Origin of the sequence: Acinetobacter sp. ANC 4173, from assembly GCF_004331255.1 — a bacterium.
In the GTDB taxonomy this organism is placed as follows: domain Bacteria; phylum Pseudomonadota; class Gammaproteobacteria; order Pseudomonadales; family Moraxellaceae; genus Acinetobacter.
The window spans coordinates 1-24,002 of sequence record NZ_SJOF01000001.1 but is presented as its reverse complement, the minus strand read 5'-3'; the positions used below and the strand labels follow the sequence as shown (position 1 = coordinate 24,002).

Genomic DNA, 24,002 nt, shown 5'->3' with positions numbered 1-24,002 from the left:
TCATTTTCAGAGATTTAAAAAAACCTGCACACTGTGCAGGTTTTTTTATGGGTTCAGAAAAATAAATTTATCTAAACCCTGATTTTATTGAAAAATTATTTTGCAGCTTCAATTGCTTTAAGCACTTCTTGCTTAGCAACGTCAGCACCTTCCCAACCTGTTAATTTCACCCATTTGCCTGGCTCTAAATCTTTGTAGTGAGCAAAGAAATGTTCCACTTGCTGGATTAAAAGCGGAGGAAGATCAGTATATTCCTGAATATCTTTATAAATTGGAGTTAATTTTTCATGTGGTACAGCGATTAATTTCGCATCGATACCGCCATCATCTTCCATGTTTAATTTACCTACAGGACGGCAACGAATCACTGAACCTGGTTCAACTGGGTGCGGTGTTACAACAAGCACGTCAAGCGGGTCACCATCTTCAGACAAAGTGTTTGGTACATAACCGTAGTTTGCTGGGTAGAACATTGCTGTACCCATGAAACGGTCTACAAATAAAGCGTCAGAATCTTTATCAATTTCATATTTGATTGGCGCTGCGTTTGCAGGAATTTCAATGATGACATAAATGTCATTTGGTGCATCTTTACCCGCTGGGATATTGCTGTAGCTCATAGCATCAACTCTTTAACGATTTAAATTATATTGAAACCGAAATTAAGGTCTTCGGTTTAATCACGGAGCGATTATACATCTGCCCCGTAAAAATAGGGAATATGTACGTTCATTAGCTAAGTTTGATCACCAAGATCAACAACGAAATTGGACACAATAAGGACAGACACCAGACAATTGAACGCAACGTCGCCCAATTGGCCAAATAACAGACCCCATAAATCACGCGTAAGACCAAATAGGCAATACCAAAAGTCATAATCACAGATTGTGACACGACCATATATTCCGCCATTAGAACAGCAGCAATAAATAAAGGTAATCCTTCAAAACTATTTTGTTGTGCAGCATTGGCACGTGCCGCAATACCTGTTGCCTTGTTTAAAAACTCACGTGGATATTGATTATCTCTGACCTGAAAACCACTCGTAAGTCTGGCAATAAAACTAAAGACATAAGGTAATAAACATGCAATTAAGATCAGATAGACAATACCGCTAATGCTTTGCATTAATTTTGTTCTCGTGAGGAAGCAATAAGACTTATCATAACATGGCAATTCTAGAATATTTTTTGTTAAATATAGTGTTTTGATTACCAAGTCATTCGGGAATAGCTATGTCATTTAATGCGGAGCAACACAAACTGTTCGATGAACTGGAAAAACAACGCCAACATCAACGGCAGATGGATCGTGTACTCGCCATTGTGTTCCCTATTGTTGCTTTTTTACTGACCGTCATTTGTGCCAATATGAACATCTGGTCGACCGTATGTACCTTTGTTTTGCTCTGGGTTGCCTTTTGGGCTGTGGGCATTCGTCGCTTACCCTTATGGCATTGGGTCCTGATTACCCTCATTTATTGTTTGGTCGATAATTTTCTGAGTTATGGCAGCTTTAACCGTTCAGGTTTCAGTCGCCAATTCGGCACCATCTTTATCTTTATTGGCATTGTAGGCGTAGGACGCCCTTATTTTGACCGTTGGCTGATGAAGAAAAATAAGTAAATGCCATAAAAAAAGCGCCCCAAGGCGCTTTTTTTAGATAGGCGGAATCTTATGCAGTTTTACGCAAATCTTTACGTAAAATTTTACCTACATTCGATTTTGGTAATTCTTCCATAAACTCTACATAACGTGGACGTTTGTAACCGGTTAAGTTTTCTTTCGCGAATTCAAGAACTTCTTCAGTGGTTAAAGAAGCATCTTTTTTCACAACAAATAATTTTGGTACTTCACCTGATTTTTCATCAGGGACGCCAATCGCAGCAACCTCAAGAACTTTCGGATGTTTTGCAATCACTTCTTCAATTTCTGAAGGATAGACGTTAAAGCCAGACACCAAAATCATGTCTTTCTTACGGTCTACAATTTTGGTGTAGCCACGGTCATCCATAATGCCAATATCACCCGTACGGAAGAAACCATTCACCATCACTTTGGCTGTTTCATCAGGGCGGTTCCAGTAACCTTTCATGACCTGTGGGCCACGAATACAGATTTCACCTTGCTCGCCCAACGCAACTGGATTGCCATCATCATCTAAAATCGCAATGTCGGTTAACGGTAATGGAATACCAATCGTACCGCTGAATTCATCCGAAGCCGGTGGATTTGCCGTTGCAACCGGTGAAGTTTCAGATAAGCCATAACCTTCAATAATGTTTGTACCCGTGACTTTTTTCCACGCTGCTGCGGTCGAAGGAAGTACGGCCATACCACCACCCATTGCCATTTTAAGCTTGCTGTGGTCGAGCTGTTTAAATTCTTCGTTATTGACCAAAGCATTGAATAAAGTGTTCACTGCTGGGAAGAACGTTGGTTGATACTTGCGTAATTCCTTCATCACCGCAGGTAAATCACGCGGGTTCGGAATTAAAACATTGGCTTGACCTTTATACATACCGTACATGGCACAAACCATAAACGCGAAAATATGATACAGCGGCAAAGCACAGAAAATACGGTCATCTGGCTGACCATCTTGAGCACCAAATTTACTTTGGAAAATACCATCACACTGTAATAAGTTGGCCACAAGGTTACGATGGGTTAACTCCGCACCTTTAGAAACACCTGTGGTTCCACCCGTATACTGTAGAACAGCCGTATCACTGAGGGTTAAATTGGGGCGCTTATAGTTGCTTGAGCTGACTTTTGACATTGCCGCATTAAAACGGATATGACCAGGAATATTCCACGCGGGAATTTGCTTACGCACTGAACGCAATACAAAGTTGACTAAAGTCCCTTTTAACGTCCCTAACATGTCACCAACAGAAGCAACCACCACATGCTTCACGGGTGTTTTACCAATAATGGTTTGATAAACCGAAGCAAAGTTTTCAATAATCACTAAAACTTCAGAACCCGAATCATTTAATTGATGTTCCAACTCACGCGCAGTGTATAGCGGATTAACGTTCACGAGCACCAGACCCGCACGCAATACACCAAGGGCAACCACTGGATATTGGAGAACGTTTGGCATCATGACTGCGACACGAGAACCCTTCGCCAGACCTAAACTTTGTAGATAAACAGCAAATTTACGACTCGCTTCGTCAAGTTCACTAAAAGTCAGTGCTTTATCCATAAAGATAAACGCATCACGTGAACCAAATTTTTGGAAATTACGCTCAAATACATCTACCAAAGAAGTATTCTCTGGGGGTAATTCTACAGTTTCAGGAATTCCTGTCTTGCGGTATTCAGCGAACCAAAGCTTTTCCATAATCCCAATCTCTCCAATCTATAATCCTTAAAATATGCAGCTTTTTTTTCGGGTTTGTGTGTGTTTATTTAGCTTGTTAATGCACATTCCCGTATCCATTTTCACGAACACAGCCTCATATATAACTTATTTCAACAAATACATGCTAGTTTTATCTCTGAACCAACAGTCTATTTGCTTTTTGATATCCACGTGGTAACAGTTGCCCTTTTGTCGCACGCTTGCCCATGTATTTTTGTAAATCATCACCTTTTATTTTAAGTTGTTGTTGTCCCGCAACCACTTGAATTATTTCATCTAAATTCAGTGTTGTCATAGATATAATTTGATCTTTATCTTCAAGTTGTATCAATTTATTACCTTTCCCTTTATTCAGAATTGGTAATTCTGACAAATCGATAATCAGTAAACGTCCAGCCGAACTTAATAAAGCCAAATGGGTCGCTTGCTGTAAAGGATATAACGGTAATGGTTTGGCATCGTCAGGCACAGTCAAGAAGGCTTTGCCTGCTTTGGCATTGGTATCCAGCTGTTTGGCTTGCGTCTTAAAGCCATAGCCTTTACTGCTCATGGCTAAAATTTCGGACTCATCTTCTTCAATCAGCACTTGTAGGAAACCTACCCCACTCACAGGCGCAAGCTTGGAACTTAAAGGTTCACCTAAACCGCGGGCGGAAGGCAAGCTGTTAATTGCCAGTGCATAACTGCGTCCTGTCTGATCCAAAATATAAACTTTTTGATTAGACTTGCCTTGTGCATGACTGCGGTACTGATCGCCCGCACGGAAATTTAGGTTCTCGGCATCAACCTCATGACCTTTGGCACTACGAATCCAACCTGCTTCCGAAAGCACGACAGTCACAGGATCAGCAGGCATTAAATCTTGCTCGCTAATGGCTGTTGCTTCAGCACGTTGTACGATTGGCGAGCGGCGATCATCACCAAAACGTTTCGCATCTTCTTTAAGTTCATTAATAATTAATGTCTTTAAAGATTCTGGATTCGCCAATTGTTCACGAATAATGGCAGCTTTGGCTTCCAATTCTGCTTGTTCACGGCGAATTTCCATTTCTTCTAATTTCGCCAAGTGGCGTAATTTCAATTCTAAAATGGCTTCGGCTTGAATTTCATCAATGCCAAAGTGTGAGATCAATTCAGCTTTGGGTTGGTCTTCTTCGCGAATAATCCGAATCACAGTATCAAGATCCAGATACGCGATGAGTAAACCCGCCAAAATGTGCAGGCGTTTTTCAATTTTATTTAAATGATATTGCAGGCGACGCGTGACCGTTTCTTTACGAATTTCAATCCATTCCAACAAGATACGTCGAATCGATTTCACTTGTGGACGACCATCTGCACCAATCATATTCATATTGACGCGATAGCTAGATTCTAAATCGGTCGTGGCAAATAAATGACTCATCACCGCTTCTGCATCAATGCGATTTGAACGAAGCACTATCACCAATCGGGTTGGATTCTGATGATCCGATTCATCTCGCACATCACTGACCAACGGTAATTTTTTCGCTTGCATCTGGTCGGCAATTTGCGTGATCACTTTTGACCCTGACACTTGGTACGGCAAGTCTTTGATTACAATTTCATTTTTCTCAATGCTGTACACCGCACGCATACGGTAGCTACCACGACCTGTGGTCTGAATTTTGAGTAATTCATCTGGTGGGGTAATAATTTCAGCTTTGGTGGGTAAATCTGGGGCAGGAATATATTCTGCGACTTTCTCATCGCTTAAATTAGGATTGCGAATTAGGGCAATAGTGCCTTTAATCACTTCACGCAAGTTATGCGGCGGAATGTCAGTCGCCATACCGACCGCAATCCCTGTGGTGCCATTCAGAAGAATGTTGGGTACACGTGCAGGCAGGTTCACAGGTTCTTTCATTGACCCATCAAAGTTATCTTGCCAGTCACACGTGCCCTGTCCCAATTCTGCCAACAAAACTTCACTGTACTGCGACAATTTAGCTTCGGTATAACGCATAGCAGCAAAGGACTTAGGATCATCTGGTGAACCCCAGTTGCCCTGACCTTCGATAAACGGGTAACGGTAGCTAAACGGTTGTGCCATCAACACCATGGCTTCATAACATGCCGAATCACCATGGGGATGGTATTTACCGAGCACATCACCCACTGTACGCGCAGATTTTTTCGGTTTACCACTGTGTTTCAACCCCAATTCACTCATGGCATACACAATACGGCGTTGAACAGGCTTCAGACCATCACTAATGTGAGGCAAAGCACGATCCATAATCACGTACATGGCATAATTGAGGTAAGCGCGTTCAGTAAATTCTGCGACGGAGCGGTTTTCTGTTGCGTGATGCGCAAGGTTAGTCATAACAACCTTTCATCCTAATCAAATCGTTTTTTTATCTAAGTTCTTATGCTAAGTCTCAGACTGTGACTGCACAAGGGTGTGCCATCTACTACTACGACAATTTGTGTCTTAATGGATCTCTGATGTCGTAAAATTATCCACTTTTAAATAAATGATCAACTTATAATTTTTTATTTTCACCGCAATGCGCTGAACACATGATCTACCCAATAATCCTAAAGCGGGCATGACGGCAGTTCTGCCGCCCAATTCACCTGCAAATTTTACATGCCAATTGATTCTAAAGTTTTACCTTTGGTTTCTTCACCTAAAACCAAAATGACCAATGCTACGGCAAGCAAGACTGCGGTAAACATCATAAACACATGATTAAAACCATTGCTCTGTACCATCATTTGCGTCACCACCAACGGCGCCACGATGCCGCCCATACGCCCAATCGCAGAGGCCCAACCCGAACCAAAGGCACGAATATTGGTCGGATACTGTTCTGGGGTATAAGTATAAAGTACGCCCCATGCCCCTAAATTAAAGAACGACATCAGACAGCCCCAAAACATAATGAGCGTGACGGTATTCGCTTGTCCAAAGAAATAAGCCGATAAGGCACAAAAGCCAATAAAACCTGCCAATGTCCATTTACGTCCGAGTTTCTCGACCAGCCATGCTGCGGCAATATACCCTGGCAGTTGTGCCAAGATCATGACCAAAACATATTCAAATGACTGCACAATACTATAGCCTTGTTTGACCAACAGACTGGGTAACCACGTGAAAATGCCATAATAAGAATAAACAATGCCAAACCAGATCAGCCACAGCATTAAGGTACGTTTTGCAAAAGGATTTGACCACAGCTGTGAAAAAGATACGCTTTGTTTGGCAGCGACAGGTTTCACTTCAATTTGCTGAATGACTTCCACGCCACATTCACGTTCCAGTTTTTGCACCAAAGCATGGGCTTCTTCAATCCGTCCACGGTTAATTAAATACGGTACCGATTCAGGCACTTTCTTTAAAATCATAAACACATACAGTGCAGGCAAACCACCAATCAAAAAGGCCACATGCCAGCCATAACTTGGAATCACAAAATAGGACACCAAAGCAGCCACTAACCAACCCAGTCCCCAAAAACTTTCCAACAATACAATAAATCGCCCGCGCACTTGCGCAGGAATGTATTCACTGACCAAAGTCACGGCAACAGGGAGCTGTCCGCCAAGACCTAAACCGACAATAAAACGAAAGACCAATAACCAAGTCAAATTTGGGGCAAAAGCACACAATGCCGTGGCAATACTATAAGTCACTAAAGTCACAGCAAACACATTACGACGTCCCCAACGGTCGGCCAATGCTCCTGAACAGACCGCACCTATCGCCATACCGACAAAACCAATCGACACCACCCAGCCTTTTTCTGCGGGACTCAAACTCCATTCGGTTGCCATCTTGGTCAGAATGAAGGAAATCAGTCCTGTATCCATGGCATCAAACATCCAGCCCAAGCCAATCACCCACAACAAGGTATAGTGGAACTTTCCAACAGGTAAACGTTGTACACGTGAAACTAAATCCATAGCGATGACTCAAGTTAAGATGAGGAAAATAACAACCCTGAAAGTACTGCTTTGCAATTTTCATGTTGTTGCAGAAGAAAAAATACCGCGCAGTCTATTTTAATAAATTCTGTTGAAAGATGGGGGAAATGAAATTTATTTTATATTTTAAATATATGCCCAAATTCAGCTTTGGGCACCGTCATTTTAAATTTTGGTAAAATTGCAAGCGTTGATTAATGCGTATCGGTTGAAGAGGCAGAATCAGCATCATCATCTTTATAAATAAATTTCGGCATCTCCAGACCAAAATAAATCGCAATCAGACGTAAAGAAAATCCAAAAATCAGGGTTGAAATCACCGTCAGCTCTAGGGATAGTCCAATTTCCAAACAGACCCAATAACAAATCACCGCGACAAAAGAAATACTGGCATAGAGCTCACGACGGAACACTAATGGGACATCGTTACACAAAATGTCACGCAAAATCCCGCCAGATACCCCTGTCATAATGCCTGCCACTGCGGAAACCACAAAACCATGTCCCATCGACAAGGCAATTTGGCAACCAATAATGGTAAAGCCAATCAGACCTAAAGCATCTAATACCAAGAAAATATTGTGCAGATGACGCATCCACTTGGCAATTAAAATGGTGAACAACGCGGCACAACACGTCAGGACCAAATATTCAGGATGCTTGACCCAAGTCAAAGGATAATGGCCGAGTAACATATCACGAACTGAGCCACCACCGAGTGCTGTGACACAGGCAATTAGAATCACTCCAAACCAATCCATACTACGTCGACCCGCAGACAATGCTCCAGTCATGGCCTCAGCCGTAATCGCAATAATATAAATTATGGTCAGTAACATCGCCCTGCTTTTCCGTTGAAGGGTTAAGATGCGGGCTATTCTAAGCCAAATCCAAACTGAACGTTATAAAAATTGTGCGCAACATTGCTTAAATTTTTTACCCGACCCACAAATACAGGGCTGTTTCATGGTGATGACTTGCGCTGTAGTCGGATCAAGGAAATACCAGTGCTGTGCCTGTTTCACAAAATGTGAAACTTCATGATGTGTTTGGGCCTGTTGCCCATCATGATAATGCGCTTTGAATTCCACTTGGGCATGGCTCTTGTCCAGTTTTTCCTGCGCGTGTACCACTTCTAAACCTAACCATTGATTAGATTCACTCCACACTTTAATTGCGGGGACATCCAAAGCCTGCTGTTGCCCCAATGCCGTCGTCTGCACAATATAGTCAATCTGCTGTTTGGCAAATGCACTATAACGCGAACGCATTAACTGTTCCGCGCTAAGCGCAGTGCATTGCCCTACATGCAAAGGCTGACAACACTCGGCATATAATCCTAAGCCGCAAGGACATTGTTCTTTTGACATACATTTTCCCAATAAAATAGCCCGAACAGTGCGGGCTATTTTAACTGAAGTTTAAACGCGGATTTCTACAGCGTTAATCATCTTTTTCCACAATGTGTTTTGGAATCACATGAACTTTCTCAATTTTATGACCATCCATCGTTACCACTTCAAAAATAAAGCCATCAGCTTCAATACTGGAACCATTTTCAGGCAAGCGGCCTAAATGGAACAGTAAATAACCCGATAAAGTTGAATATTGTTCTGAGTCATCCACCAAGTTTTTGCCCAATAACAAAGACACATGGCGAATATCGGTCGAACCTTCCAACATCAAACTGCCATCTTCTAGGCTTTCTGCCGCGGTTTCCAATTCATCTTCATCAGGGAATTCGCCTGCAATCGCTTCGAGGACATCAATCGGTGTGGCAATCCCTTCGATCGAACCATATTCATTCAACACAATCGCCAACTGTAATGGGGCTTGACGCAGTTGTTCCATCACCATCAGCACTTGTGCATTTTCATGCACGATCACAGGGTCACGTAAATGCTTCTCGAAATTCAATACTCCAGTTTCGATGTATTCATTCATGACTTTATGCGTCAACACTACACCTGCAATATTGTCCAGCTCACCATGTGCCACAATCAAACGAGAATGAGTCATGCTCAGCAATTGCTGTTTGATCGCGGTTTCATCTTCATCCAAATCTAGCCATTCCAGTTCAGGACGTGGAGTCATGACTGATTTGACTGGACGTTCGGAAAGCCCCAATACCCCTTGCACCATAACACTGTGATACACCCCATTTTCCTGATCAAAGACTTCATCAGCAAAAGCGCGGGTGGCCAAGACATCTTCGTTTTGATGTTCAGGTGCATCACTGGCATTTTTCCCCCCCAACATACGCAGCACCGCTGAAGCTGTGCGATAGCGTAAATCATTGGTGGTGACCATTTTTTCCTGATTTTTCTTCACCGTTTGGTTCAGGAACTCGATCATGACCGAGAAACCAATCGCGGCATATAAGTAACCCTTCGGAATATGATAGCCAAAACCTTCGACCACCAAAGAGAAACCAATCATCATCAAGAAACACAGACACAGAATCACCACGGTCGGATGTCTGTTCACAAAATCCATGAGCGGCTTGGATGCCCACAACATAATGCCCACAGCAATAATGACCGCAATCATCATCACAGACAGATGTTTCACCATGCCCACAGCGGTAATTACGCTGTCTAAGGAGAACACTGCATCTAAAATCACAATTTGGACAATCACCATCCAGAACGTCGCATGCACAGGATTTTCTTCCTTTAAAGCAGGCTTGCTTTCAATCCGCTCACGTAATTCCATGGTGCCTTTAAACAGCAAGAAGACCCCACCCAGCAGCAAGATTAAGTCTCGCCCAGAAAAAGGATGTTCGAAAATATGGAATAACGGATTGGTTAAAGTCACCACCCATGCAATGGACGCCAATAGAATCAAACGCATACCTAAAGCTAAAATCAGCCCGAGAATACGCGCGGTATTGCGTTGTTCTGGTGGTAATTTTTCTGCCAAAATTGCAATAAAAACGAGGTTATCAATCCCCAATACAATTTCAAGCACCACTAAGGTGGCTAAGCCTACCCATGCAGAAGGATCAGACATCCACTCAAAAATCATTGAATGCTCTCCTTCATCATGTTTTTAGGATGAATAAGGTAAGGTTTAAGTGCAAATTGGCTCTGCATCTTCTCTCTTATTATGGCAAAAATGTGTGTTCGTTTAGTGCGACAACAGTCACGACTCATGTTGATTCATTTGTTGTAAAACAGAAGCTCAGTATAGGCAAGATCAGTACTAAATTCATCTTTTTTTAGACAGTGCATATTTTGCGTCACCAAGCAACAACATAAAGACAGCCACAACAACGATACGTAACATCGCCTTGTCATATTTCTTACATAAGCTAGAGCAGCCAACAAGAAAGTGATAAGGTAAAATAGAGAATGATGAATAGCGTATTAAAAATGAATGTAGAACATGAAAAAGTAACAACGAAAACTTCTCAAGCCCTCATTGCACTCTACTGTGGTTCACGTTCTGGTAATCATCCCATTTATAAAGAAAAGGCGATTGCACTGGCAAGCGCCATTGCGGAACAAGGCTTTGGTCTGGTATATGGTGGTGCCAGTATTGGGTTAATGGGTCAAGTCGCCGATACCGTGATGGGACATGGCGGTGATACCGTAGGCGTGATTCCTGAATTTATGTTGGATTATGAAATTGCACATAACCGACTGACAGAATTACATGTGGTCAAAACTATGCATGAACGTAAAGCCATGATGGCAGAGCGTGCGAGTGCCTTTGTTGCCTTGCCTGGTGGTTTAGGCACATTTGAAGAAATTTTAGAAATTGCCACTTGGGGGCAACTTAATCAACATCAGAAACCCATGATGCTATATAACGTCAACGGCTTTTATGATGCCTTGATTGCACAACTGGATCATGCTGTACAAGAAGGTTTTCTACCTCCGCAACATCGCGCCAAACTCATTGTGTGTAATCATGCAGATCAAATTTTAAATGCCTTAAAGAGTTTACAATCCCCTGCACGTTTCGTTATTTAATCGATTTTAGCCACAAAAAAGCGAGCCGTTCATGCTCGCTTTTTTTCTGCCTTGACCAAACGTTTAGCGGAAATTTCAACCTGAAATGTGTTGATATAACTAGGTAATTCTGTTGCCAACAGTAAACTGATGACCAAGCCAAACATTAATTTCATGGCATCTTTACTGACATGACGTGAAGTCCGATATTTATTCACTTCAGCCAAAGGCATGGACAACGCAAACTCACGCCCTGCCAGTAAGCCCAAGAATACCTATGTGATACTGATTGGAATATTGCCCCACTCTTGAAACACCCACAAAATGGTGGCATACATAAACTCGATCATCGTGGCTGAGCGAATATCCGCAGCCCCAGTTTTGCTCTCGATAATATTTTGAATTGCCCACTGCAATAAAAAATCCAACCGAGCAATACCACAAACACCAAAATGCAAAATATTAAGCATTCAAATGGCACTTGGCGCGGGACATAGACAAAAATAGTGGCTAAATCCTGAATTAGCCACTGACTCCACAAAAATGCGGTCGACACCCATTACAAACCAATCCAAATATTTGAAGCTGGTTTATGACGGGTTCTACTTCAATAAATACGAATCCTTTGCATCACAAAGCGATAACCCCAAATCGCAACTACAAACGCAACGGCATAAGCCATCATCAATTTGGTCAGCATCGCGCTTAAACTATGACATTTTTATTTCATTTTAATAATTAAAGTGTGACAGACAGCACATCCCATCAAATAGATTAGACCTTTCTCATTGAATTTAATTACATGACCGCCCTCATCTTCAGGTCATAAAAAGTAAGCTGACCAATATTCAGACTGTCCAAAATCTCGTTTTCACATCTAGGGACACCAGTTTGATTGCTAATTTATGTGATTTTTTCAATACTGATTCTTTGGCTTTGCTATGATGACTTTCAACAGTGTATTGATCAATTCCATTTCTACTCTATGAGCCAAGCCATTTCACATCGCGCCTTACAACCTGAATACCGACTCTTGGTTTTACTGGTGTCGATTGGCTTTTTTATGCAGGCTTTAGATACCACGATTGTCAACACTGCCATTCCCGCCATGGCCATACATTTACATGAAGACCCCCTGAATATGCACAGTGTGGTGGTGGCATATGTTTTGGCTGTCGCTGCGTGCATTCCACTAAGTGGCTGGCTCGCCGATCGTTTTGGGGTACGCAATACCTATTTGGCAGCCATTGTCATTTTTACCCTCGCATCATTGGGTTGCGGTCTATCTCAAAACCTGAATCAATTGTTAATGTTTCGTATTATTCAAGGCATCGGGGGAGCATTGCTGTTGCCTGTTGGTCGCTTAGCCATGCTGAAACTGATTCCACGAGATCAATTTTTATCTGCCATGAGTTTAATGAGTCTGGCAGGTTTGATTGGCCCCTTAATTGGACCAACTCTGGGTGGATGGCTGGTTGAAGTTGCCACGTGGCACTGGATTTTTCTGATTAATTTACCGATGGGCATTTTAGGCATTTTAGTGACTTTAAAAGCCTTACCGAATGCCACTGAACCCAGTGTACAAGCCTTCGATTTTAGTGGTTTTCTGTGGTTAGTCATCGCCATGGTCGGACTGTCTTTAGGCATTGAGAGTTTTGCCAGTACAGCACACAGCCATTGGCAAGGACTCGCCTTAATTGGACTGGGACTCGTCAGCTCAGCCATTTATGCCTATCATGCCCACACCCATCAAAATGCCTTGTTTCGTAGTCGATTATTTAAAAACAACATCTATGCGATTGGTATCTTAGGCAATTTCTTTGCACGACTGGGTGGCAATGCCTTTCCATTTTTACTGCCCTTAATGCTGCAAGTGGCTTTTCATTTTGAACCCTTCATCACAGGATTGATGATGATTCCTTTGGTCTTGGGCTCATTGGTCTCTAAGCCGATTGTACGACCTGTGATTCAAAAATTTGGCTATCGACCCGTACTGGTGGTCAATACCATACTCGTAGGGAGTGCCCTCGCCAGTTTCGCCTTGACCACGGCGGATACGCCACTATGGCTAAGAACACTCCACTTTTTCATTTGTGGCATGTTGAACTCAACCCAATTTGTCGCCATGAATACCTTTACCTTGAAAGACCTATCTCAGCAAAATGCCAGTAGCGGGAACAGTTTCCTGTCCATGATCATGATGCTGTCCATGAGTATTGGGGTCGCACTTGCCGGTACGTTGATTAACCTCTTTACCGCACATTATGGGGTTGCACAAGTCACGACGGCTTTTCAAATGACCTTTATCTGTCTGGGTGCCATCAATATCATCACTGCTGCAATTTTCTGGAAAATTCCCAAAAACAGCAGCATATAGTCCTTTTGCAAAACGCACATGGAGTCAATTTTATGCTCGCGTTATCATAGCACCACTTGATGAGATTAAAATACGCATGACCAAATCAACACGCATAACAAAATCCAGTTCCTTTATTGCTTCCTGCATTGGCCTAGGGACGGTTTGTCTTGCTGTTATACTCTATGTTTTTATTGTTCATCAAAATCCCGCTGCTGCGCAGGAATTTCCAGTGCAGGGTTTCGATATCTCCCATCATCAAGGCGAAATTAACTGGAAACAGGTTCCGCATAAAAAATTCCAGTTTATCTATTTAAAAGCCACCGAAGGGGGCGATTTTAAAGACCGTAAGTTTCAGGACAATTGGCTACAAGCCCGTGAACACGGCTTTTTGGTGGGTGCGTATCATTTTTATCGTCTCTGCCGTGATGGCAACATTCAGGCGCAGAATTTTATTGAAACTGTACCCAATAAACCTGATGCCCTACCACCTGTGATTGATTTGGAATATGACAGCAACTGTATTAATACCTATACCAGAGAACAATTACTGACTGAAATTCAAATTATGCATGATCAGCTACAACAACATTATGGTAAGCAACCGATTTTTTATATTTCAAAAACTTTCTATAATATTGTTTTAGCAGGTGAATTCAAAAATACACCGCTTTGGGTGCGTGAATATCAAGGACAACCTGAACTTAAAGGCAATCCCCAATGGACCTTTTGGCAACATACCAATCAGGGCACAATTCAGGGCATCAGCAAACCCGTCGATATGAATGTCTTTCATGGTTCAGTGTATGACTGGAGTATCTTCTTACAAAAGAACGGGATTCAACCGCTTACCCCTACCACACCTTAAATACTTTTTTATGACCCCATTCACGGATTAGCGCTATTAGCCGTCATGGTCTGTCGCGCTAATTGCTGTAGTGCTACACAGCTTTGCTGGAGCATGCCATACTCTTGAACAGTGGTGCGTTAGTTTTGGGTGATATGAGAAAAATCATACATATTGATATGGATGCGTTTTTTGCATCGGTAGAATTACGTGATCGTCCCGATCTGCAACATTTGCCTGTGGTGATTTCATCGCATCATCCGCGTGCTGTCATTGCCGCAGCCTCTTATCCCGCACGGAAATTTGGGCTACGTTCCGCCATGTCCATGACCCAAGCGAGAAAACTCTGCCCGCAGGTCGTGGTGATTGAACCCAACTTTAATCAATATCGTGAAGTTTCCGTACAAATTCACCAAATTTTCCAATGCTATACCCCACTGATTGAACCGCTATCTCTAGACGAAGCTTATCTAGACGTTACCGAAAATTTGTATGGTTTAGCCAGTGCAACTGAAGTGGCACAACGTATCCGTGCCGAAATTTTCCAAAAGACTGGTTTAACTGCTTCTGCTGGAGTGGCACCGAATAAATTTCTGGCAAAAATTGCCTCGGATTGGAATAAACCCGATGGTCTCTGTGTCATTAAACCCAGCCAAGTACAAATTTTTATTCAGCATTTGCCCCTCAAAAAAATTCCAGGCGTCGGTAAAGTCACCCAAGAAAAATTGAGACAACTGCATTTGGAAACCTTGGGTGATTTACAGAAAATTGAGGAAAGTACCCTGACTCATCACTTTGGCAAGTATGGTCACCAATTATTTTTATATGCACAAGGTATTGATGAACGTCCTGTGCAGGTTGAGCGTGAACGGCAGCAAATTTCCAAAGAAACCACGTTTGATGATGATTTTACCTTACAACAATGCCAACCCTATTGGGCAAAACTCACAGCGCAGGTCTGGGAAAGTTTAAATAAAAAACAGCTTATGGCACGTGGCGTAACCGTCAAACTGAAGTTAAAGAACTTTCAGGTGCTTCAACACAGTAAAAGTTTTAAAACACCTTTAAATAATCTTGCTGAACTGACCCAAGTTTTAGACCTGTTACTCAGTGAAATGTATATTCCTGCCGAATATCAATTCCGTCTGATCGGTGTGGGTGTCTACCAATTAAACCCTACCGATGATCTGCCTCAACTAAGTCTCTGGTAAGCCCACTTTTGTGTCTTTTTTAAACAAAAGAATAAAAATACAACAATTTGCCCTACACTTTTTTTATTTTTAGGTTAACCTATTTCACGCGGTACATTATCCATGTAAACGCTGAAATGCTAAAAATCACCTTTACTTTTAGCATGTTGTCCTGTGGTGAACGCGACGATCCAATCCGAGTATTACAGGGCAATTCTGAACATGTTGCATGGGTTCTGTTGCTCTTCTGATTCAAACCATAAAAAAATCAAACTGTATCAACCTTATTCTTTCTATTGTTATTCATATTTCCAAACCGTATTTTCCAATGACTCCGCAAAGAAATTGCCCCCTTCTCTTGCTGTACGGATCATACAAAACACCATTTGCAGATCACACCCGATCACGTAAACTGACCGTTCTCTTTACATCATGGAAATCACATGACGGTTCAACGTTTACATGTCGAAAAGCGTTTTTCTGAAATAGCCATTTCAGGTAACTTGGTTCATCTTGCAGGTCAACTTGCAGCAGATACCAGTCTCGATATTAAAGGACAAACCCAACAGACCTTAGACATTATTGATCGTTTTCTTGCCGATGCAGGCACAGATAAGCGCCATATTTTGTCGGTCATGATTTTTTTGAAAGATATTGAAAATGATTATGCAGGCATGAATGAAGTTTGGGATGCATGGTGCGCAGATATGCAAGCACTGCCTCGTACCTGTGTTGAAGCAAAAATGTACACGCCAGATGTATTAGTTGAAATGACCGTGACCGCAGTCCGTCCAGAGTAAACTGAGCTAGAATCAGCTTGAACATGGATTCAGGCTGATTTTACCCCCATAGTTTCAACTTACGTTTTTCATGATTGTGATAAAAATTATACTTTTTCAAAGATGTATCCAACTCTTGAGTATCTGGCTCTTGCCACTCTTTACGGAGTTCGCCTAAAAAGTCTCGTCGAATTTGCTGATAACTCGGCACTTCGTCATAACGAATCACCCGATAACCTGCCATCTCTAATAACGCATCTTTATACTGTGTTTGCTGAAAGCGCTTTAAGGCATTCGGATCATCTAAACCAATAATCGCCACAATCTGATGGGATGCATCGAGAATTACGAAATCTGCCAATAAATTACGATACTTATTTCGAGTACGACTATATTTTGTCGTCATCAATGCATCATAAGAAACCTGTGCCAAAATGGTGTAGCTTGGGAGAATTTCCTTTAAACGTGCAAAGGTCAACTGCTGATTCAAACTAAAAACTGCACGCCGCTTAAGCACACTATCCTGTTGTTTTGATTGATTATTAAAGCTTTTAAAAATCATGCAACTAAACAACAATAGCAGTCCAATCAGTAAATACATACTCATAAATTAATTCCTTTAATCTATTCTTATAATCCTAGGGCTTTACATCGATTTTTTTGTCATGAATCGATTATAGCGCCTCTATTTTTATTCAAGCGTTCAAGTTAAAAAACGATATTTATCTTGACGAAATTATTATAAAAACCGACTACACATCACTTGACGTGAGCCAATTAACTCGTGTGTTTTTTATACACACATAAATTGAATAAAATTACTTTAGCCTAATCCTCAAGCAAGATGCAATTCATCTTAAGTCTTGAACAAGAAAATTCCGACGAACTGAAGCCTAAAAAAAGACGCCGAAGCGTCTTTTTTATCCATCTTAAGCACGTGCTTTCGGATTTTTTCTTTTCTTTGATGCAGTTGCATTAAAAGGACGTTTCTCACCCGTTTCACGCGGCGGCAAACCTGTATGCTGCGTTAAAATCTGACCGCGCTCAGGACGCTTCTTGGTGTTTGATGGGCGTGATTGATTTCCTGATTGTTGATTACGGCTCTCCCCATTACGCTTTTGCGAATCACCATCCACAGTCGAGTTTTTCTTCCGAGCAGACTGATACTGACCTTCGGTTCCTTGCGGTTGATAGGTTGGAATCAAATGCTGTTTCGAATTACCAATCAAGTCTTGGCGGCCCATCTCTTTTAAAGCTTCACGGAGTAATGGCCAGTTGTTTGGATCATGATAACGCAAGAATGCTTTGTGCAGACGACGACGCTTCTCACCTTTCACAATATCCACATCTTCGGTATATCGCGCCACTTTGGCTAATGGGTTTTTACCGGTGTGATACATGGTCGTTGCAGTAGCCATTGGCGATGGGTAGAAAGTCTGTACCTGATCGGCACGGAAACCATTCTTTTTCAACCAAATCGCCAAGTTCATCATATCGTATTCGGTCGTACCCGGATGCGCAGCAATAAAGTACGGAATGAGATACTGCTCTTTACCCGCTTCCTTACTGAAACGATCAAACATTTGTTTGAAACGATCATAGGTCCCGATACCCGGTTTCATCATCTTAGATAATGGACCTTTCTCGGTATGTTCAGGGGCAATTTTTAAATAACCACCGACATGATGCTGTACCAATTCTTTGACATATTCAGGATTCAGTACCGCTAAGTCATAGCGCAGACCTGAACCAATCAGAATTTTTTTGATGCCTTTAATGGCGCGTGCTTTACGATATAGCTGCGTTAAAGGGGCATGATCGGTATGTAAGTTTTGGCATACACCTGGATAAACACAGGATGGTTTACGACAGTTCTTTTCAATCTCAGGGTCTTTACAGTGCAAACGATACATGTTTGCTGTAGGCCCACCCAAGTCAGAAATGATGCCGGTAAAGCCCGGTGCGGTATCACGAATCTTTTCAACTTCACGCAAAATTGATTCTTCTGAACGGTTTTGAATAATACGCCCTTCATGCTCTGTAATTGAGCAGAAGGTACAACCACCAAAACAACCCCGCATGATGTTCACAGAGAACTTAATCATGTCAAATGCAGGGAAACGAGCTTCACCATACACTGGATGTGGTAGACGTGCATACGGCAAATCAAACACATAATCCATTTCTTCAGTCGTTAACGGAATCGGTGGCGCATTTAACCAGACATCACGCTCGCCATGCTTTTGTACCAAAGCACGTGCATTTCCCGGATTGGTTTCCAAGTGTAAAATACGGTTGGCATGGGCATATAGAACTGGATCATTCGCCACTTCTTCAAATGCAGGTAAACGAATCACAGCCAATTCACGCGGTGGTAATTTATGCTTAATCGCTTTTGACGACGGCTGTAACTGCACAATTTGTGTATCAGGATCCAGTTGATCCCCTTCACGAATAATCGGATTGGCAACCAATTCTTTTTGGAAATTTTGGTATTGGGTTAAAGAATTACCCTTATCTTTTTCAATTTCACAGCCATCTAAATCTTCAGTCATCACATAAGGATTAATGATCGGATCAACACGACCAATGGCATCCACATCATTCGATGCAATTTCGACAAATTTGGCTTTAGATGCACGATTATGCTTATTCACGATAAATGCCGTGCCACGAACATCGGTAATTTCGTGAATTTTTTCGCCCTTGGCTAAGCGATGCATCACTTCAGTGATCGAACGCTCACCATTACCATACATCAAAAGATCGGCTTTTGAGTCCATCAACACTGAACGACGGACTTTGTCTGACCAATAATCATAATGTGCAATACGACGCAAAGAGGCTTCAATACCACCTAACAATACTGGCACATCTGGAAAAGCCTCACGTACACGTTGGCAATATACCGTTGCTGCACGATCTGGACGTTTATTCGGCACATTGTCGGGTGAATAAGCATCATCCGAACGGATCTTTCGGTCAGCCGTATAACGGTTGATCATCGAATCCATATTCCCTGCGGTCACACCCCAAGCGATATTCGGTTTGCCCAAAACGCGGAAGGCTTCAGCATTGGTCCAGTCCGGTTGCGCAATAATGCCGACACGGAAACCCTGTGCTTCTAGAGTACGACCAATAATGCCCGAACAAAATGAGGGATGGTCGATATAAGCATCACCACACACCAAAATAAAGTCACAACTATCCCAACCGAGTTGATCCATTTCCTCACGCGACATCGGCAAAAATGGCGCAGGTTCAAAGCATGACGCCCAATATTTGTCGTAATCAAACAACGCTGTTGGCGCAGTCTGCATGGTATAAGCAGTAGACATGGCTAGCAATTCTCGGCTGGCAGATGAAAGATCTCAAATAAAGATCAAAGATGAAAGCCGATCATTTTACCATGAATTCCATTCAGCTTGCTTGATTAAAATATATACAAAAACAAGCATCTAAAAATTTATGTTTATTGTGAAATCAAAATCATGCAGATTAAACATCTGCATGTGGATGCGGCTGCCTGAGATCATGAAAACACCACCCTTTCTATCGCCTTGGCTTCGATCAGGTGGTGTTTCAAATCAGCTTTTCTTTCACACAGCTTAGGTCATGAGCTTGTAATTGAACGCTTTGCTGTCTCTATGTTTGGCTGTTCTTGTTGTGTACTACCATCAACAGAAGCTTTTAGATTCACCATAAATATCGCTAAGGCAGCAATAATGCCGGGAATTGCAATCACCATAAAGTTCATTTGATGCGGCAACTGCAAGGTCAATAATGCACCTGTCAAAATAGGTCCCACAATTGCGCCAATACGCCCAATTCCTGATGCCCAGCCCATACCTGTAGAACGTACTGCGGTTGGGTAGAACTGTGCTACGAAGGTGTAGAGTAAAATTTGTGAACCAATGGTTGCTGCGCCAGCCAGTGCAATCAGCGTGTACAACACCGCCTGTGGGCTATTAAAACCAAGTAAAATCAAGGCTAAAGCACCTACGGTAAACATAATACTCAGTACAGGTTTAAGATGAAAACGATCTGCCAAAGCTCCGCCACCAATTGCACCGACCATGCCACCAATATTCAAAGCAAACAGGAACAACATACTCGCACCGAGTGAATAGCCTGCTTGAATCATCAATTTTGGTAACCAACTACCTAGTGCATAAACCATCAGTAAACACATGAAAAAGGCGACCCAGAACATCAGGGTGCTGAACATACGACCTTGCTGGAACAAGGCACGTAAAGGTGCTTCGTCACCTGCGATAACATCATTTAATACAAATCGTATCTCTGCATTTAATTTTTGCTCAGGACTAATTTTTTGCACAATCTGAGTCACTTGTGCTGTTTCGCCTTTTTTGGTCAGAAACATTAATGATTCGGGTAAAAACTTCCAGATAATCGGTAAAGCTAGAAACGGAATTCCTGCAATAAAGAACATGATTTTCCAGCCGTGATCCGCAACAAGCCATGCCCCCAATAAAGCTGAAGCCATACCACCAATGGCATAACCACTAAACATGACGGCAACCAAAGTACTACGAATACGTTTCGGTGCATATTCAGTCATCAAGGCAACCACGTTCGGCATCACACCTCCAATGCCCAGCCCTGCCAGAAATCTTAAAATACCAAATTCAACAGGTGAGGAAGCAAAAGCGCCTAAAAAGGTAAATCCACTGAAGATGGCTACACAGATCATAATGGTTTTTTTACGACCTAATTTATCGGACAACGTACCAAAACTCATGGCACCAAACATCATGCCAAACAATGCCGTACTGGCGAGTAAACCTGCTTGTACCGCGCTAAGCCCCCACTCTTGCATCAATAAAGGCAAGGCAACGCCATAAATGACTAAATCATAACCATCAAAAATAATAATCAGTAAACACCAAATCAAAACACTCCAATGAAAAGGAGTAAATTTGGCTTCATCGACCACCGTATTTATATTTAAAGTTTGTGTGCTCACGCTTCACCTCCAACTTGTGAAATCATCCCAAAATAGATTTACACAATGCGGTAAAGCTGCTTTATTGTCCAAAACCGATTGCATATATAGATATGCCACAAAGGTATGCAATTACTTCATTATTCATGCTTTTATCATCTTTAAGATATAATTATTCGAACCGTACATCAGGTCTTAACAAAGTTTGACTGGGAAAGCATGCCATAAATGGTTAATTTACATACAAGAATAAAAAATGGAACCCTCATGCTTATCTATCTTATTGTTGGTAGTATCCGAGAAGGCCGCACAGCCATTAAAGTCGCGCACTGGATCACAGATTGTATTTCTGATTTTGCCCTGCATGACATTGATATCGAACTCATTGATTTAAAACATTGGGATTTACCATTGTTTTCAGGTTCGCATCCTCCGGCCACGGGTATTTATGATCAACCCAAACAACAACAATGGGCAGATAAAATTGCCTTAGCAGATGCCTTTATTTTTATTAGCCCTGAATATAATCATGGTTATAGCCCCGCCCTTAAGAATGCCTTAGATTATCTGGGTAAAGAATGGCAGAGTAAACCCGCCGCTTTTATCGGTTATGGATCTAGCAATGGCTCTCGTTCTATCAGTCAAATTCGCCAAGTGACATCAAGTTTAGGTATGGTTGATCCCAATGCGGTATTAGAAATTCGGGATATTTTTAAACGTAATAAAGAAGAAACATTTGCAGCCAATGAATTTGAAATAGATGGTTTGAAGTTGATTATGAATAAACTCATCCAATATCAATTATGAAGCACAGTATGGTCATCTGTACTCAATTAAGCGTCTCATTCAAGAAACCCTGTACCCCAACAGGATTTCTTGAATGAAAGAGTTAGACCGTCCTTTCAATGCTTAGACTTTTAAATGCCTATCCATGCTGAATGAACCTGATCAAAAAATTGCCAAAATATTTATATGTATTTTTCAGACTCAATCAGCGCAGCGGATCGTTCGAATGCTTTAGTCACGATCTCACCGATCAGGCTCTCTTCTAGTTGGGCTGTGGCTAACCTTGCAGCAAATCCTAGATGAAAATCTAAAAGCCAATCTGCAGGAGGTTCGGGCAATGGTTGTCTTGGGAAATCAATCTGAGGAGTTAACCAAGGTATCCTTTTGGGCCATTTTGGATAGGTCGGGCACCAATCATCTAGATCATCCAGAATAAAACTGGCATCCAATCCAAAACGGTTTGCAAACCAGACCATCTGTATAAATTCAGAAGCAACGAGTGCACCCAATTCTGAAGGTGGTAATTGTTGCGAATTCACTGCAACTGGAGAATGTTTGCCAATGATCCAAGTTTCAGCAGAGGGACAAGTAAAACGCGGTATAACGATGTCATAAATGGTAGGGTTTCGCTGTGCGATAATGGCTAGTAATCTTGAATTCAGTGTTAATGTTGTACCCATGGGAATAGCCTCACCTTACTGATTTCAAATACTAAAATCCTTAAAGAAAGTTCATATCGTCTCATAACCAACTCCTTAGGTTGATGTTCAAGAGGTCATGTTGTCATAACCTCTTTGACAACAATGTGGTGCAATAACAATGCTCTCCTTGTTCGAATTTTTTCATTCTGGAATGATATAAAGCTTTAGTTTAAATCGTTCTAGACCTCCTTGATTTCTTTTGCATTATTATCGAATCTTAGATTTTTAATGTGATGATCTTCTCAAGTGATACCCTCCTTCCCCAGATTAAAAAACAATGACTTATCCTGAATCTGAGTAAAATTGCTAAACATGATAGATCTTTGCAAATTCATGTGTTCCTTATATTGAAGAATTTTTCGGTTTAATAACTTTATTGTGTACTGAAAGATTGAGGGCTTTTCCATACATCAAATCCAATCATTTCATCTCTGTATTCTTAAATTGTTTACCTTTTAATCAACACAAAATTACTATAGAACGCAGATATACTGGAGTCAAAGTCAGACCATGACTAGGTTTTGGATATATCTGTGATCTACCTCTATCAACACAGATGAAGTATGTCGTATGACCCTATAATTGACGGTATTATTTTAAATTTGTTTACATTTTGAACAATATTTTTAAAACTTGATGCTTATAAAAACCAAATAGCCTATTAAAAAAACACCCCTAACTGAATGGTTAAGGGTGTTTTTTTAATAGGCTGAACACTTAGATAGGCAAATTCATGATTTAAAAATTAAGCTTTAGCTAACACTGAATCATTTACGCTAGTTTTTTCTGACTCATCAAAATTAAAAAAAAGTAGGAATTGATTCGACTGAAAGCCCCTTAAGCTCATAATAATCGCCCCCCAAACACATTAATACAGGTTTAAGATGGAAACGATCCGCTAAATTAGTCTAATCAAAATTTCTCATCATTTGACCGATTAATCATATTTTTAAATAATTTTCGTCTATTCTTTTTAATTTCCAATAAAAAACACCCCCTAACGTTGGTTAGGGGGTGTTTGAATTAATGAGCTGGCGATGACTTACTCTCACATGGGTAACCCCACACTACCATCAGCGCTAAGAGGTTTCA

The 24,002-nt window shown here is 41.6% G+C and carries 19 protein-coding genes and 1 pseudogene; 7 read left to right on the top strand and 13 right to left on the bottom strand.

Annotated elements, in window-relative coordinates:
• Window positions 1–95: 95 nt before the first annotated feature.
• Together ppa and E0H94_RS00095 are read right to left on the bottom strand one after the other, a co-directional pair.
• On the bottom strand, window positions 96–620 hold the full coding sequence (gene ppa, locus E0H94_RS00100) for an inorganic diphosphatase (RefSeq protein WP_131324531.1): 525 nt from the start codon (window positions 618–620) through the stop codon (window positions 96–98).
• 112 nt (window positions 621–732) lie between these two features.
• Entirely contained in the window at window positions 733–1,131 is a 399-nt protein-coding gene (locus E0H94_RS00095) for an MAPEG family protein (protein WP_131324530.1), read from the bottom strand.
• Between the two features lie 107 nt (window positions 1,132–1,238).
• Between E0H94_RS00095 and E0H94_RS00090 the strand changes: the two genes are divergently transcribed.
• On the top strand, window positions 1,239–1,628 hold the full coding sequence (locus E0H94_RS00090; RefSeq protein WP_131324529.1) for a hypothetical protein: 390 nt from the start codon (window positions 1,239–1,241) through the stop codon (window positions 1,626–1,628).
• A 49-nt stretch (window positions 1,629–1,677) separates the two neighbouring features.
• Here the strand turns inward: E0H94_RS00090 and E0H94_RS00085 are convergent, their stop codons facing one another.
• From E0H94_RS00085 to E0H94_RS00060, 6 genes are all read right to left on the bottom strand, one after another.
• Window positions 1,678–3,354 carry an AMP-binding protein gene (locus tag E0H94_RS00085; protein WP_131324528.1) on the bottom strand — a complete coding sequence of 559 codons (1,677 nt, stop codon included), beginning with the start codon at window positions 3,352–3,354 and terminating at the stop codon, window positions 1,678–1,680.
• 151 nt (window positions 3,355–3,505) lie between these two features.
• Window positions 3,506–5,725, bottom strand: a complete 2,220-nt coding sequence (gene parC / locus E0H94_RS00080) for a DNA topoisomerase IV subunit A (protein ID WP_131324527.1) — start codon at window positions 5,723–5,725, stop codon at window positions 3,506–3,508.
• Between the two features lie 263 nt (window positions 5,726–5,988).
• Entirely contained in the window at window positions 5,989–7,308 is a 1,320-nt protein-coding gene (locus E0H94_RS00075) for an MFS transporter (RefSeq protein WP_131324526.1), read from the bottom strand.
• A gap of 215 nt (window positions 7,309–7,523) precedes the next feature.
• Window positions 7,524–8,168 carry a trimeric intracellular cation channel family protein gene (locus E0H94_RS00070; protein ID WP_131324525.1) on the bottom strand — a complete coding sequence of 215 codons (645 nt, stop codon included), beginning with the start codon at window positions 8,166–8,168 and terminating at the stop codon, window positions 7,524–7,526.
• Window positions 8,169–8,231: 63 nt separating this feature from the next.
• Entirely contained in the window at window positions 8,232–8,699 is a 468-nt protein-coding gene (locus tag E0H94_RS00065; RefSeq protein WP_131324524.1) for a YchJ family protein, read from the bottom strand.
• Between the two features lie 73 nt (window positions 8,700–8,772).
• Window positions 8,773–10,356: a TerC family protein gene (locus tag E0H94_RS00060; RefSeq protein ID WP_131324523.1), complete on the bottom strand. Its 1,584-nt coding sequence runs from the start codon at window positions 10,354–10,356 to the stop codon at window positions 8,773–8,775.
• 329 nt (window positions 10,357–10,685) lie between these two features.
• On the opposite strand from E0H94_RS00060, the gene E0H94_RS00055 reads away from it, so the two are divergent.
• A complete protein-coding gene (locus tag E0H94_RS00055) occupies window positions 10,686–11,306 on the top strand; it encodes a TIGR00730 family Rossman fold protein (protein WP_131324945.1) in 621 nt (206 codons plus the stop codon).
• Between the two features lie 29 nt (window positions 11,307–11,335).
• On the opposite strand, the pseudogene E0H94_RS00050 reads toward E0H94_RS00055, so the two are convergent.
• Window positions 11,336–11,997, bottom strand: a pseudogene (locus E0H94_RS00050) (hypothetical protein); the annotation flags it as partial.
• A gap of 273 nt (window positions 11,998–12,270) precedes the next feature.
• On the opposite strand from E0H94_RS00050, the gene mdtD reads away from it, so the two are divergent.
• The 4 genes from mdtD (at window position 12,271) to E0H94_RS00030 (ending at window position 16,478) form a co-directional block, all read left to right on the top strand.
• Window positions 12,271–13,662 (top strand): multidrug transporter subunit MdtD, encoded by a 1,392-nt coding sequence (gene mdtD, locus E0H94_RS00045; protein ID WP_131324944.1) that lies wholly within the window; start codon window positions 12,271–12,273, stop codon window positions 13,660–13,662.
• 76 nt (window positions 13,663–13,738) lie between these two features.
• A complete protein-coding gene (locus E0H94_RS00040; protein WP_131324522.1) occupies window positions 13,739–14,509 on the top strand; it encodes a GH25 family lysozyme in 771 nt (256 codons plus the stop codon).
• A 134-nt stretch (window positions 14,510–14,643) separates the two neighbouring features.
• The gene (dinB, locus tag E0H94_RS00035; RefSeq protein WP_131324521.1) at window positions 14,644–15,699 is read left to right on the top strand and encodes a DNA polymerase IV; all 1,056 of its coding nucleotides are present in this window, start codon (window positions 14,644–14,646) and stop codon (window positions 15,697–15,699) included.
• 422 nt (window positions 15,700–16,121) lie between these two features.
• Entirely contained in the window at window positions 16,122–16,478 is a 357-nt protein-coding gene (locus E0H94_RS00030; RefSeq protein WP_131265384.1) for a RidA family protein, read from the top strand.
• Between the two features lie 40 nt (window positions 16,479–16,518).
• Here the strand turns inward: E0H94_RS00030 and E0H94_RS00025 are convergent, their stop codons facing one another.
• The 3 genes from E0H94_RS00025 to E0H94_RS00015 all read right to left on the bottom strand — a co-directional run bounded on the left by E0H94_RS00025 (window position 16,519) and on the right by E0H94_RS00015 (window position 21,444).
• Entirely contained in the window at window positions 16,519–17,064 is a 546-nt protein-coding gene (locus E0H94_RS00025; protein ID WP_131324520.1) for a DUF2726 domain-containing protein, read from the bottom strand.
• Between the two features lie 322 nt (window positions 17,065–17,386).
• The gene (locus E0H94_RS00020) at window positions 17,387–19,795 is read right to left on the bottom strand and encodes a YgiQ family radical SAM protein (protein WP_131324519.1); all 2,409 of its coding nucleotides are present in this window, start codon (window positions 19,793–19,795) and stop codon (window positions 17,387–17,389) included.
• A gap of 275 nt (window positions 19,796–20,070) precedes the next feature.
• The gene (locus E0H94_RS00015; RefSeq protein ID WP_131324518.1) at window positions 20,071–21,444 is read right to left on the bottom strand and encodes an aromatic acid/H+ symport family MFS transporter; all 1,374 of its coding nucleotides are present in this window, start codon (window positions 21,442–21,444) and stop codon (window positions 20,071–20,073) included.
• 246 nt (window positions 21,445–21,690) lie between these two features.
• Here E0H94_RS00015 and E0H94_RS00010 point away from each other — a divergent pair, with 246 nt between their 5' ends.
• Window positions 21,691–22,230 carry an NADPH-dependent FMN reductase gene (locus E0H94_RS00010; RefSeq protein WP_131324517.1) on the top strand — a complete coding sequence of 180 codons (540 nt, stop codon included), beginning with the start codon at window positions 21,691–21,693 and terminating at the stop codon, window positions 22,228–22,230.
• A 161-nt stretch (window positions 22,231–22,391) separates the two neighbouring features.
• Here the strand turns inward: E0H94_RS00010 and E0H94_RS00005 are convergent, their stop codons facing one another.
• The gene (locus tag E0H94_RS00005) at window positions 22,392–22,889 is read right to left on the bottom strand and encodes a hypothetical protein (RefSeq protein WP_131324516.1); all 498 of its coding nucleotides are present in this window, start codon (window positions 22,887–22,889) and stop codon (window positions 22,392–22,394) included.
• Window positions 22,890–24,002: the final 1,113 nt, after the last annotated feature.